A 16140-nucleotide genomic window follows, 5' to 3' on the forward strand; every position below is an offset into this window, starting at 1 on the left:
TGAGGTGCTCCAATGTCGGTATTTAAAACTCAAGAAACGTACTGGGAAAACCTGTTTGATGAAGAAGACGGTCTAAGCGCATTCCCTTACTTTAAAGCAGCGGATAAAGCGTCGTTGGCCCGTACCGGCTACCAGGAAAAATGCATCTGCCGTTCCTTATCTCCGGAAGTATCTCAAAGAATCATGACAATGGCGAATCATTCCGATATGGCGGCCTATCTGATTTTATTGGCGGGTATTGAGTGCTTGTTATATAAATATACGGATCGAACGAGCCTGATTCTTGGCATTCCAACGGTATCGAAGCAAAAAGCCGGCCAGTCAGCCGTTAACAACATTGTCCTCTTAAAAAATACGCTTTCAAACGAGAGCACATTTAAAACCGTATTCGGGCAGCTGAAAGAAGCCGTTAATGATTCTCTGAAAAATCAAAACCTGCCGTTTAGAAAAATGGCCCGGCATCTGAGCGTGCAATACAATGACGAGCATATGCCTTTGATTCATACCGTCGTTTCGCTCAACGAAATTCATTCCTTGCAATGTAAAGAAGATACTGCAACCGATACGCTGTTTCACTTTGATTTGGAGAACAACGGGATTCATTTGAAGCTTTTTTATAACGGCAATCTGTACGATGAGCGCTATATCAATCAAATTGTATCCCATTTGGATCAGCTGCTGTCTGTGATCCTGTTTCAGCCTCAAGCCGCGATCCATACGGCAGAGATCTTACCGGAAGCGGAAAAACAGAAGCTATTGTTTGATTTTAACGACACCGTCAGAGATTTCTCCGGGAGCAGAACAGTCTATCAATTATTTGAAGAGCAGGCAGAAAGAACGCCTGAGCATGCGGCCGTCAAGTTTAAAAACGACCATTTGACGTACAGGGAACTGAATGAGAAGGCGAGCCGTTTGGCAAGAACATTGCGTAATTGCGGGGTTCAACCCGATACGTTAGTCGCCATTCTCGCTGATCGTTCATTAGAGATGATCGTATCCATTATAGCTGTTTGGAAGGCAGGGGGCGCTTATGTGCCCCTGGATCCTGAATATCCAAAAGAGCGGCTTCAATATTTGCTTCATGATGCGGACGCAGACGTTCTCCTTGTTCAGCAACATTTAAAAAACAGTCTCGCCTTTGACGGCCCGGTGATTGATTTGAATGATGAAACATCATACCATGCCGATTGCTCATTGTTATCACCAGTAGCGGAACACAGCCATTTAGCCTATGTCATTTATACGTCGGGTACAACAGGAAAGCCGAAAGGGGTCATGGTTGAACACGGCGGCATTGTGAACTCGCTTCAGTGGAAGAAGTCGTTTTTCAAGCATTCTCCGGCGGATCGCGTGCTTGTCTTGTACCCGTATGTTTTTGATGCGTTCATTTTAAATTTCTTCGGCCCGCTCATCTCAGGAGCAACTTTGCACCTTTTGCCTAATGAAGAGAATAAAGAAACTTTTGCCATTCAAAATGCCATAAAACAAGAAAGAATTACCCATTTTTCAACTTCTCCCCGTCTTCTGAAAACGATGATCGAACAGATGAAGAGAGAGGATTTCATCCATGTTCAGCATGTTGTTGTAGGCGGTGAGCAGCTGGAAACAGATACAGTTGAGAAGCTGCATTCTCTGCAGCCTCGCATTCGGATCAATAATGAATACGGACCGACAGAAAACAGCGTGGTATCTACATTTCACCCTGTTCAGTCCGCTGATGAACAGATCACAATCGGCAGCCCGGTGGCCAACCATCAAGCTTATATTTTAGGAGCGCACCATCAAATCCAGCCGATCGGCGTACCGGGAGAGCTGTATGTCGGAGGAGCAGGAGTGGCCCGCGGCTACCTCAATCGGCCTGAATTGACGGAGGAAAAATTTGTGGAGCATCTGCATGTCCCTGGTCAAAAGATGTATAAGACAGGGGATCTCGCCAGATGGCTGCCGGATGGAAGAATCGAATATTTAGGGCGGATTGATCATCAAGTGAAAATTCGCGGCTACCGGATTGAGGTCGGCGAGGTAGAGGCAGCCATGTTCAATCTGGAAAACGTTCGTGAAGCCGCAGTCGTCGCGCGGGAAGACGCAGACGGGGCCAAACAATTGTATGCCTATTATGTCGGCGAGCCTTCTTTGACCGCTGCGCAGTTCAGAGAAGAATTATCCCGGGAACTGCCGAATTATATGATTCCCTCCCGCTTTATCCCATTGGAACGCATTCCGCTCACTTCCAATGGGAAGATTGATCTGAAAGCTTTGCCTGCTGCTGACGAAAATACGCGGGCGGAAAACGAATACATAGCCCCGCGGAACACAATAGAAGAACTGCTGGCGTCTATCTGGCAAGAAGTATTAGGGGCAGAACGTATAGGAATTTTGGATAATTTCTTTGATTTTGGCGGAGATTCGATTAAATCAATTCAGGTGTCATCCAGATTGTATCAAGCCGGATACAAGGTTGATATGAAGCATTTGTTTAAACACCCCTCGATTGCTGAACTCAGTCAGTTTGTAGCACCGGTCAGCAGGGTGGCTGATCAAGGAGAAGTGAATGGCGGAACCAAGCTGACCCCGATACAGCATTGGTTTTTTGAGCAAAAAATGCCGCATGCACACCATTACAATCAGGCCGTCATGTTATATTCGGCGGAAGGCTTTAAAGAGGGCCCGCTTCGCCGGACGATGGAACGGATCGCGTCGCATCACGATGCCTTGAGGATGATTTTTGAAAAAACGCCGGACGGATACGCTCCGCGAATTACAGGAACAGATGAAAGTGAACTATTCCATCTGGAAGTGATGAATTATAAAGGGGAAACCGATCCGGCTCAAGCGATTGCCGATAAAGCGAATGAGATTCAAAGCAACATGGTATTAGACAAAGGGCCATTGATGAAGCTCGGTTTGTTCCAATGTCCGGACGGAGATCATTTGCTGATTGCAATTCATCATTTGCTGATTGACGGAGTATCCTGGCGTATTTTGCTCGAAGATTTTGCAAGCGGTTATGAGCAGGCAGAACGCGGACAAACGATCCAGCTCCCGCAAAAAACAGACTCGTTTCCATTCTGGGCCGATCAATTGTCCAAATATGCGGCGGAAACCGATATGGAAGAGGAGATTGCGTATTGGACTGAGCTTTCAAGTATAAAGCCTCAGCCATTGCCTAAGGACACTATCAGCGAAGGGTCGTTATTAAGAGACAGCGAAGAAGTGACGATTCAATGGACAAAAGAGGAAACGGAGCAATTATTAAAACAAGCGAACCGCGCCTACAACACGGATATCAACGATCTGCTGCTGACTTCGTTAGGGCTGGCTGTTCACAAGTGGACAGGCACGGAAGACATTGTCGTGAATTTGGAAGGCCACGGGAGAGAACCGATTATTCCGGATGCTGACATTTCCCGCACGATAGGATGGTTCACAAGCCAGTACCCTGTCGTCCTGAGGATGGAAGCCGGAAAAAACCTGTCGCAGCGGATCAAGATCGTAAAAGAAGGGCTGCGCCGCATCCCTGACAAAGGAATGAATTACAGCATCATCAAATATATATCCGGGCATCCGGAAGCCGACAGCCTGCAGCTGAATCCGGAGATATCGTTTAATTATTTGGGACAATTTGACCAAGACCTGAAGCATCAGGCTTTACGCATCTCGCCTTTTTCCACAGGGTTATCAATGAACGAAAACCAAGAGAGAACGGCCGTGCTTGATTTGAACGGCATGATTGCCGAAGGGACATTATCACTGACACTGAGCTACAGCAGCAAACAATACGAAAGATCTACTATGGCTCAATTTGCCCGGGGGTTGAAAGAAAGTCTGCAAGAAGTCATTGCACATTGCGTAAGCCGGCAGCAGACTTCTCTCACACCAAGTGACATCCTGTTAAAAGACATCTCAATCGACGAACTGGAACAGCTTTTGGAGCAGACGCGTGAATTAGGCGAAGCGGAAAATATTTATCCATTAACGCCGATGCAGAAGGGCATGCTGTTTCACAGCTTATTTGATCCGAATTCAGGTGCTTATTTTCAGCAAACGATGTTTGATCTGCATGGAGATCTGGAAATTGATTCATTTTCAAAAAGCTTGGACGGCTTATCGCAAAAATATGATATTTTCCGCACGAATTTTTACAGAGGCTGGAAAGATCAGCCGCTCCAAATCATATTCAAAACGAAAAAAATCGGTTTTCAATTCAATGACTTACGAGAGATGAAGGAATCACAAAAAGAAGCGATGATTCAGAAATATGCCAGAGAAGATAAGATGCGGGGGTTCGACTTAGAAAAAGGCGCGTTAATGCGGTTATTCATCCTTCGTACGGATGAAAAGACATACCGTTTTATCTGGAGTTTCCACCATATTTTGATGGACGGCTGGTGTCTGCCGCTGATTACAAAAGAAATTTTCGAGAATTACTTTGCTTTGCTTCAGCAAAAGCAGCCTGAACAATCGTCAATTACTCCGTACAGTCAATATATTGAATGGCTCGGCCGGCAAGATGCGAAAGAGGCCGCGGCTTATTGGGATCAGTACTTGGAGGGATATGAGGAGCAAACCGGCCTTCCTAAGGATCACCATGCAGCGGAGGACGGACGATACGTTCCTGAAAAAGTGACGTGTGACATAAGCTCCGATCTCACTTCGAAAATGAAGCGGACGGCAGGCAAGCATCATGTCACGCTGAACACGCTGCTGCAGACGGCATGGGCGGTTTTGCTGCAGAAATATAACCGTAGCCGGGACGTTGTGTTTGGAAGTGTTGTATCCGGAAGACCCGCTGGAATTCCAAACGTGGAAACCATGATCGGCTTATTCATTAACACCATTCCCGTCCGGTTCCGATGTGAAGCCGGGACAACGTTTGCTGAGCTTATGAAAGAGGCGCAGGAAAGGGCTGTAGCGTCCCAAAAATTTGAGACGCACCCACTGTACGATATTCAAGCGCGTACAACGCAAAAGCAAGATTTAATTACACATTTAATGATATTCGAAAATTATCCGGTTGATCAGTATATGGAAAGTATAGGCCGCCAAAACGGAACATCCATCACGATTTCCAACGTACAAATGGAAGAACAGACCAACTACGATTTTAATTTGACCGTTATACCGGGCGACGAGATGAACATCTCTTTTGAATACAATGCAAATGTGTATGAGCGGGCAAGCATAGAGCGGGTTCGGGAACATTTCATGCAAATCCTGCATCAAGTCGTGACAGATGCGGATATCCGGGTGGATCAAGCGGAATTGTTAACGGAAGGCGAAAGAAGAGCCCTTCTGCAGACGCTGAACGACACGGCTGCGCCGTTCCCGCAGACGCCGGTTCATCAATTATTTGAAGAGCAATCGCAGCGTACGCCCGATCAAGCAGCCGTCATTGATAAGGACAGGCAGCTCACGTACGGAGAGCTCAATAAGCGGGCCAACCGCCTGGCGCGAACGTTAAGAGCGAAAGGAGTGCAGACGGATCAGCCTGTAGCCATCATCACAAGAAACAGCATCGAATCGGTGGTCGGAATCCTTGCCGTTTTAAAATCAGGCGGAGCCTATGTACCTATAGATCCGGAATATCCGCAAGACCGCATCCGGTATATGCTGGATGACTCCCAAGCCGGAATCGTTTTAATGCAGCGGGACGTCAGGAAACAGCTTGCCTATGAAGGCGTCACGGTTTTACTTGATGATGAAAGTTCTTATCACCAAGATGGCTCTGACCTTGCTCCGATAAGTGATGTGAGCCATTTGGCATATGTCATTTATACGTCAGGTTCCACAGGCCGGCCAAAAGGCGTACTAATCGAGCACGGAGGCTTGACCAATTATATTTGGTGGGCGAAAGAAGTTTATGTAAAAGGCGAGAAAGCCAACTTCCCATTGTATTCGTCAATTTCTTTTGATCTGACGGTGACTTCTATTTTCACGCCGCTTGTCACAGGCAATGCAATCATCGTCTATGACGGAGAGGATAAAACAGCTCTGCTTGAATCAATTGTGCGGGACCCGAGGGTGGATATCATTAAATTGACCCCGGCCCATTTGCAGGTCTTGAAAGAAATGAACATTGCCGATCAAACGGCTGTCCGAAGAATGATTGTGGGCGGGGAAAACTTAAGCACCCGGTTAGCCCGCAGCATTCATGAACAGTTCGAAGGCCGGATTGAAATATGCAATGAGTACGGACCGACGGAAACCGTTGTCGGCTGCATGATTTACCGTTACGATGCCGCAAAGGACAGGCGGGAATCAGTACCGATCGGAACCGCTGCGGCAAATACGAGCATTTACGTTCTTGATGAGAATATGAAACCCGCGCCGATCGGTGTCCCGGGAGAGATCTATATCAGCGGCGCCGGTGTGGCAAGAGGATATTTGAACCGTCCCGAATTAACGGCAGAGAAATTTGTCGATGACCCGTTTGAACCCGGAGCGAAGATGTATAAGACCGGAGATTTGGCGAAGTGGCTGGCGGACGGAAACATTGAATATGCGGGCAGAATAGATGAACAAGTGAAAATCAGAGGCTATCGTATCGAATTAGGCGAGATCGAGGCGGCACTGCTTCAAGAAGAAGTGATTAAGGAAGCTGTCGTTACAGCCAGAGAGGACGTCCACGGGTTTAAACAATTGTGTGCATATTACGTGAGCGGCGGGCAAACAACGGCAGCCCGGCTCCGGAAACAATTGTCTCAAACCCTTGCAAGTTATATGGTTCCGGCTTATTTTATCGAGCTTGATGAAATGCCTTTAACTTCTAACGGAAAAATAAACAAAAAAGGGCTGCCGGCTCCGGATTTCGAACTGCAGGACAGAGCAGAGTATAAAGCTCCCCGAACAAAAGCTGAAGAAATATTAGTTTCTGCCTGGGAATCGGTATTAGGCGCTGAAAACGTCAGTATTCTTGATAATTTCTTCGATCTTGGCGGAGATTCCATTAAATCCATTCAAGTATCCTCCAGATTAAATCAGCAAGGATACAAAATGGAAATCAAAGACTTGTTTCAATATGCAACAATTGCAGAATTGAGTCCGCATATCAAGCAGAATCTGCGTATAGCCGATCAAGGTGAGGTCAAAGGAAAAGTCAGCCTGACTCCTATTCAGCATTGGTTTTTCGAACAAACAACAACAGATCAGCATTATTACAATCAAGCCGTCATGCTGCATGCGCCGGAAGGTTTTCAGGAAACGCAGCTTCGTCAAACCCTGCAAAAGCTTGCTGAACATCACGATGCGCTCCGCATGACGTTCCGGACTACGGAAAATGGCTGTGAGGCACAGAATGAAGAAATCGCCCAAAGCGGACTGTACCGCTTAGAAGTCATGAATCTGAAAGAAGATCCCGATCCGGGACGTACAATTGAAGCCAAAGCTGATGAGATACAAAGCAGTATGCATTTAAGTGATGGGCCGTTAATGAAAGCCGGGTTGTTTCAATGCGCAAATGGAGATCATCTGCTCATTGCCATCCATCATTTGCTGATTGACGGAGTATCCTGGCGTATTTTACTCGAAGATTTTGCAAGCGGATATGAGCAGGCAGAACGCGGACAAACGATCCAGTTCCCGCAAAAAACAGACTCTTTCCAATTATGGGCTAAGAGACTGTCAGAATATGCGCAAAGTGAAACCATAAAACAAGAACAGGAATATTGGACAAAAATCGAACAAACCGAAGTCAAACCGCTGCCTAAAGATTTTCATGAAACCCATACAACTGCAAAAGACAGCGAAACAGCAACTGTGGAATGGACGAAAGAGGAAACGGAGCTCTTATTAAAACAAGCGAATCGCGCTTATCACACGGAAATAAACGATTTGCTTTTAACTTCTCTGGGTCTTTCCATATCGCATTGGTCAGGACTGGAACAAATTCCGATTCATTTAGAGGGACACGGCCGAGAACAGATTATACAAGATATAGATATCTCCCGCACGGTCGGGTGGTTTACAAGTCTGTATCCGGTTGTGCTGCACGCGCAGCCGGGCAAAGAAATCTCTGATTATATCAAGACGACCAAAGAAGGATTGCGCCAAATTCCGTATAAAGGGATCGGATATGGAATAGCAAGGTACTTAAGCGGCGGAATGCCATCGAAACTCAATCCTGAGATCAGCTTTAACTACCTGGGACAGTTTGACCAAGATTTACAGCAGCATGGGGTTCAGTTATCTTCTTATTCTTGCGGTTCAGACTCAAGCGGAAATCAAGAAAGACCGTATGTATTGAATATAAACGGAATGATCACCGAGGGCCGGCTGAAGCTTACGATCAGCTACAGCAGCAAACAGTACGCAAAAGAAACGATCATGCGGTTATCGGAAACGATTCAAAGCCGCCTGCGGACAATCATTACGCATTGCGTTCATAAAGAACAATCGGAACTGACGCCAAGCGATATTTTGTTAAAAGGCATATCCATTGACGAATTGGATCAGCTCCTCATTCAACTGCCGCATGCAGGTGAGGTTGAAAACGTGTATCCGCTCACTCCGATGCAGAAAGGAATGCTCTTCCACAGCCTGCTGGACGAGGCCTCAAGTTCTTATTTTGAACAAGCATCGTTCGATTTGCAGGGAGAGTTAAAGATTGATTGGTTTAAAGCAAGCCTTGAACGATTATTTGAAACATACGCCGTGCTCAGAACCCGTTTTTACAGCGGCTGGAACGATACTCCTTTACAAATTGTCTATAAAACGCAAACACCGCAAATTCATTTTGCAGATTTGCGTGATATAGAGGAGCACCTGAGAGAGGATGCAATCGCAGCCTATCAAAGAGAAGACAAGGCAAAAGGATTTGACTTGGCTCGGGATCCGCTGATGCGCATAGCGATTTTCCGTATGGAAGACCGCAAATATCATTTGATTTGGAGCTTCCATCATATTGTGATGGATGGCTGGTGCCTGTCTCTTATCACGAAGGAAGTGTTTGATCATTATAGCGCCTTACAGGAAGGCAGGGAACCAGAACCGCCATCGGCAGCTCCTTACAGCGACTATATCGAGTGGCTTGACCGCCAAGATCAGGGAGCGGCAAAGCGGTACTGGAGCGGGTATCTTGAAGGATATAAAGGTGAAACCACGCTTCTTCATAAAATAGCGCAGCATGAACAAAAAGAATACGCTTATGCCAATGTGATCTGCCGATTTGATCACGAACAGACAAAACAATTACAGCAGATCGCAAATCAGCATCAGGTTACGTTAAATACGTTGATCCAAACGTTATGGGGGATTTTGTTACAGAAATACAGCGGGTCCGCAGACGTTGTCTTCGGCAGTGTCGTGTCGGGAAGGCCGGCGGAAATTCCTGATGTGGAACAGATGATCGGTCTGTTCATCAATACGATTCCGGTTCGCATCCGCTGCGATGAGGACAGCACTTTTGCTGATACGATGCAAATGGTTCAACAAAACGCGCTGGCTTCCCAATCGTACGATACCTATCCTTTATACGAAATTCAGGCCCAAACGGAACAAAAGCAAAACTTAATTGATCATATCATGATCTTTGAAAATTATCCGATAGGGCAGCAAGTTGAAGAGGGCCATGATGCTGCGGATTTAAATATCGTGAATTTCCATATAGAAGAACACACCCATTACGATTTTAATGTAGTTGTCATCCCTGGCGAACAACTCACTGTTCATTTTAGTTTTAACCGAAATGAATATGAACAATCAGAGGCAGAGCGGATTCGCGGACATTTTGAACAGCTTATGCAGCAAGTATTGCAGCTGCCGTCTGTCAAAGTAGAAGAAATGGAACTTCTGACGCAGCAAGAAAAAGAACAGCTGCACAGCCGTTTTCAGTCTAACGAAATGCATTACCCACGTGAACAAACGATTCATCAGCTGTTCGAGGAACAAGCACTCCGGACGCCGGACCATGAGGCGGTTATATTCGAGGAGCAGCGTATGACATACCTTGAGTTAAATGAACGGGCCAATCAACTAGCACGCACTTTACGAGCTGAAGGCCTACAGGCCGACCAGCTTGTTGCGATCATGGCTGAGCGTTCTCTAGAAATGATGGTCGGGATTTATGCAATCCTGAAAGCGGGAGGCGCTTATGTGCCAATCGACCCGGATTACCCGGAGGAACGCATCCGCTACATCCTTGAAGATTCAGGAGCGACCCTGCTGCTGTCACAGCGTCACGTGAAAGAACGGGTTGCTTTTGCAGGAACGGTCATCGATCTCGATGATACTTCCGTTTACGATGATGACGTTTCTAACTTGGATCCGCTGTCCGGTGCGGGCGATAGGGCATATGTAATCTACACGTCCGGATCGACCGGCAAGCCCAAGGGGGTTATGGTTGAACATCGTCCGGTTATAAACCGGCTGATGTGGATGCAAAAGGCTTATCCGATCGGCAGCGGCGATACGATTTTACAAAAGACAGCGATCACCTTCGACGTCTCGGTATGGGAGCTGTTCTGGTGGGCTTTGACCGGTGCGAAGGTGTGCCTGCTTCCGCTCGGCGGAGAGAAAGACCCTGAAGTGATTTGGAACACAATAGAAGAGCAAAGTATCACGACAATGCATTTCGTCCCGGCGATGCTGCACGCCTTCCTGAAGTTTGCGGAAACACAGACGGCGAGCGGACAGACAAGCAAGCTGCGTACGTTGCGGCAAGTGTTTGCAAGCGGTGAGGCATTAATGCCGGCACATACGGCAAGATTTCATCGCCTTATTACGCCTGTGAACGGCGCCCAACTGATCAACCTGTACGGCCCGACGGAAGCAACGGTCGATGTGTCGTACTTCAACTGCGAAGCAAACCAAGCGTATGCATCGGTACCGATCGGCAAGCCTATCTCGAATATACAGCTGTATATGATGGCACCGGGATCAATGCGTCTACAGCCAGTCGGAGTACCGGGAGAGCTTTGTATCGCGGGCGACGGACTGGCGAGGGGGTACCTGAACCGTCCTGAGCTGACTGCGGAGAAGTTCGCGGATCATCCGTTCGAGCCCGGCAAACGGATGTACCGGACGGGCGATCTGGCGAGATGGCTGCCGGACGGTAACATCGAATATTTGGGCCGGATCGATCATCAAGTGAAAATTCGAGGATACAGGATCGAACTCGGCGAGGTGGAAGCTCAGCTCTTAAAGATAGAGTCGGTACAGGAAGCAGTAGTCACCGCTCTTGAAGACGGAGACGGAGAAAAGCAGCTATGCGCATACTTTTCAGCGAACACCGAGCTGATGGTGAGCGAGCTGCGAATAGCGCTGTCGCAGGAACTGCCGGGGTATATGATCCCGTCGTACTTTATCCAACTGGAGCGTTTGCCGTTAACGGCAAACGGAAAAATCGACCGCAAAGCATTGCCAGCATCAGAAGGAGGCGTGCAAACAGGGATCGAATACGTTGCTCCCCGTACAGCGGCGGAAGCGCAGCTGGCGCATATCTGGCAAGAGGTGCTTGGACTTCCGCGTATCGGCGTGAAAGACAATTTCTTCGACATCGGCGGTCACTCGCTGCGGGCAACGACGCTGACAGCGAAGCTGCACAAAGAGATGGGGGTCAGCCTGCCGCTGCGGGAAGTGTTCCGATCGCCAACAATTGAAGAAATGGCAGAAACAATTACCGGAATGAAACACACAGCATATACATCTATCCCGACCGTTGAAGCAAAAGAATACTATGCCGTCTCCTCGGCGCAAAAACGGCTGTACATTTTGAATCAGCTGAAAGGCGGAGAGCTGAGCTACAACATGCCGAGTGTCATGAGAGCCGATGGAGCTCTGGATCGGGAACTTGTCGAGAAGGCGATCCGCAAGCTGATTCAGCGCCATGAAACGCTGCGTACCGGCTTTGAACTGATAGATGGAGAACCGGTGCAGCGGATCTATGACGACGTCCAATTTGCAGTGGAATTCACTCAAGCGAAAGAAGAACAGGCGGAAGCCCTCGTTCATGGTTTTGTGCGTGCATTTGACTTGGAGAAAGCACCGCTGCTGCGGGTAGGATTGATCGAGCTTGCAAAAGACCGCCATTTGCTGCTGTTTGACATGCATCATATCATTTCCGATGGCGTATCTATCAAGAATTTGATTGAAGAGTTCGTTTCATTATATGAAGGAAAAGAATTCCCGCCATTGCGGGTTCAGTATAAAGATTATGCGGCGTGGCAGCTGTCGGATATGCAAAGCGAACGGATGAAGAAACAGGAAGCGTACTGGCTGGATGTGTTCAGCGGAGAGGTTCCGGTGCTGGATATGCCAACCGACTACGGAAGACCGGCTGCGCGGAGCTTTGAAGGAGGACAAATCGAGTTTGTCATCGGACCGGAGTTGACGGAACAGCTGAAAGGCTTGGCGCTGAAGAGCGAAAGCACGCTGTACATGGTCCTGCTGGCTGCTTATACGACCATGCTTGCCAAATACAGCGGGCAAGAAGACATCGTAGTAGGCAGCCCGATTGCCGGAAGAACCCATTCGGATTTGGAAAGCTTAATCGGCATGTTTGTGGGCACACTCGCGATACGAACGAATCCGGTCGGGGAAAAAACATTCCGGGAATACGTGCAGGAAGTCAAAGAGCATACATTAAAAGCGTACGAAAACCAGGAGTATCCATTCGACGAACTGGTGGACAAGCTGAATGTGTCCCGGGATTTCAGCCGCCATCCGCTGTTTGACACGATGTTCATATGGCAAAACACAGAACAGGGAGAATTGAGCCTCGATGATGTGCGTTTTACCCCTTATCCGGACAACCATGCGATGGCGAAGTTCGACCTGACGTTCCAAGCGGCAGAAAATGAAGACGGAATTACAGGTATGATCAGTTACGCGGCAGCGCTGTACAAGCAGGAAACTGCGGAACGCATGGCAAAGCACTTTATCCAATTGATCGAGGCGATTGCGAATGATCCGCAGGCGCCGCTTTCATCGCTGGAGATGATCACCGCGCAGGAGAAAGAACAGATTGTGGAAAGATGGGGTCAACCGGCGATAGACTGCCCAAGGGACAAAACAATTCACCAATTGTTCGAGGAGCAGGCGGAGCGCACGCCGGAACATACGGCCGCAGTTTACGAGAAAAGCCGATTCACATACCGTGAGCTGAATGAGCGGGCCAACCGCCTGGCGCGGATTTTAAGAAGCGAAGGCGTGCATCCTGACCAGCCTGTGGGTATTCTGGCAGAACGTTCTCTGGAAATGATCGTGGGGATTATGGCGATCCTGAAAGCCGGGGGCGCGTATGTGCCGATGGATCCGGACAGTCCGCAGGAACGCCTCCGCTATATTCTGGAGGATTCAGGAGCAAAGGTTCTGCTGGCACAGCCCCATTTACAAGATCGTGTATCCTTTGCCGGAGAGATTTTACTGCTGAATGACGAACGAATGAACAGCGGGGATGGCTCGAATCTGGTGACGGCAGCCGGACCGGATCACTTGGCGTATGTGATTTACACATCAGGCACAACCGGCAAGCCAAAAGGCACGCTGATCGAGCATCGCCAGGTCCTTCATTTGATGGAGGGGCTCCGCGGACAAGTGTACGGTGCTTATGATTCGGGATTGCGTGTGTCTCTGTTGGCACCGTACTATTTCGACGCATCGGTCAAGCAAATTTTCGCGGCACTGTTAGGGGGACATGCACTGTATATCGTCCCTAAAGCATCAGTATCAGACGGTTATGCCTTGTCAAACTATTATCGCACCCACCGCATTGACGTAACAGACGGAACACCGTCACATTTGCAATTGCTTATCGCTGCAGACAGCCTTCATGGGGTAACGATCCGGCACATGCTTATTGGAGGAGAGGCGCTCCCGCAGGCGACGGTGGCGCAATTGCTTGAATTGTTTGCTTCGAACGGGTCATCAATGCCGCTCATAACCAATGTATACGGTCCGACGGAAACCTGCGTGGATGCATCGGTCTTTCACATCGTACCGGAGACATTGGCATCCGCTGACGACGGCGGTTACGTGCCGATCGGCAAACCGCTGGGCAACAACCGTGTGTATATTGTTGATTCCCATGATCGGATGCTGCCTATAGGTGTAAAGGGTGAGCTGTGCATCGCCGGAGACGGAGTAGGACGAGGGTATCTGAACTTGCCTGAATTAACGGGCGAAAAGTTTGTGGCCGATCCGTTTGTAATCGGAGAGCGGATGTATAAAACAGGCGACCTTGCCCGTTACCTGCCGGATGGAAACATTGAATATGCCGGAAGAAAGGATCACCAGGTCAAAATTCGCGGTTACCGGATCGAACTTGGCGAGGTGGAAGCCGCTCTTCTCAACATCGAGCATGTACAAGAAGCGGTGATCCTGGCCAGAGAAAATGCAGAGGGGCAAAGCGATTTGTATGCCTATTTTACAGGGGAGAAGTCACTGCCGATCAATCAGCTTAAAGAAAAACTCTCCGATCAAATACCAGGCTATATGGTTCCTTCATACTTGATGCAACTGGAGCAAATGCCGTTAACCTCCAATGGAAAAGTGAATCGCACCGCGTTACCGCTGCCTGAAGCAGGCTTGCAGACCGGAATTGACTATGTTGCTCCAAGGACAAGACCGGAAGAGCAGCTGGTTCACATCTGGAAAGAAGTATTGAAGGTAGAACAAGTCGGCGTGAAAGATAACTTTTTCGATCTAGGCGGGCATTCGTTACGGGGGATGACGCTCGTTACCAGGATCCATAAGCAATTCGACAAAAGCATTTCATTGAGAGAAGTGTTTCAATACCCGACGATTGAAGAAATGGCGAGGGTCATTGCAGGCGCGGAAACCAGCGGTCCGGATGAAATCCCTGTTGCAGAAGCCAAAGATGTTTATCCTGTATCTTCTGTGCAAAAGATGGTTTACCTGTCTACACAAATTGAAGGCGGAGAACTAAGTTACAACATGCCGGGGATTTTGACATTGGAAGGCAGGATCGACATGAATCGTTTACAATCTGCGTTCCAAAGTCTGATCCAGCGCCATGAATCGCTACAAACCGGATTTGAAATGGTCCGCGGAGAGCTGGTGCAGGTGATCAAGCCGCAGGCGGATTTCTCTATAGAAAGGTACAAAGCAGCTGATGAAGAGGTCGAGGAGCTGTTCCGCAATTTCGTGCGGCCTTTCGATCTCAGCCAGGCTCCATTGCTTCGGGCCGGACTCATCGAATTAGAACAGGACAGACATGTTTTCATGTTTGACATGCATCATATCGTTTCAGACGGCGCTTCTATGAATATTTTTGTTGAAGAACTGATTCAATTGTATGACGGCAAAGAATTAACCCCGCTTCGGATTCAATACAAAGATTACACTGTATGGCAGCAGCAGGCGGAGCAGAGGGAACGCATCAAAAGGCAGGAGAACTATTGGCTGAACGTATTTCATGAGGAACTCCCGCCATTTGAGCTGCCGAAAGATTTTGCCAGACCGCGAATTCGAAGCTTTGAAGGCAAGCGATACAATTTCGCCCTCGATGAGACTGTGATCCAGGGGATAAAACAGATGGAAGAATTGACCGGATCGACCGCTTACATGATCTTGCTGTCAGCCTATAACATACTGCTGGCCAAATACAGCGGTCAGGAAGATATCGTCGTCGGTACGCCTATTGCGGGAAGAATGCATGAAGATTTACAGCATATTATCGGGATGTTTGTGAATACGCTGGCCATCCGTACGGCCCCGGCTGGAGAAAAAACCTTTATGGACTATGTAACGGAAACAAAAGAAACGATGCTGAAAGCTTATGAAAATCAAGAATATCCTTTTGAAGAATTAGTTGAGAAACTGGGAGTGAAACGGGACTTAAGCCGTAATCCGTTATTCGATACGATGTTTGTTCTGCAAAATACGGAACAAACGGATATCGAATTGGACTCTCTCGCGGTCAGACCATATGAACAAACAAATACGGCGGCCAAATTTGATTTGCAGCTGACCTTCGTGATGAATCCGCACGAGATTCAAGGAAGCTTTGAGTACTGCACGAAGCTGTTTAAACAGAAAACCATTGCTACGCTGAGCAAAGATTATGCCATGATTCTGTCGGCGATCATAAAAGACCCATCGATTCCTTTAAAAGAAATTCAATTAAGTGAGAAAGTAAATAAAAGTGAACACTTTGCAAACGAAATCGAATTGAATTTCTAAAAA

1 protein-coding gene is annotated in these 16140 nt (G+C 48.0%); it reads left to right on the plus strand.

From position 1 onward, the window contains the following. Positions 1-12 precede the first annotated feature (12 nt). Positions 13-16137 (plus strand): non-ribosomal peptide synthase/polyketide synthase, encoded by a 16125-nt coding sequence (locus AC1RRX_RS09825; RefSeq protein WP_144464275.1) that lies wholly within the window; start codon positions 13-15, stop codon positions 16135-16137. The last annotated feature ends 3 nt before the right edge of the window (positions 16138-16140 follow it).

The sequence above is a fragment of the Bacillus sp. GW821-FHT11D08 genome, assembly GCF_058808515.1.

Coding starts and splice junctions, on each gene's coding strand:
- AC1RRX_RS09825 (WP_144464275.1), top strand. CDS start 13: ATGTCGGTATTTAAAACTCAAGAAACGTACTGGGAAAACCTGTTTGAT.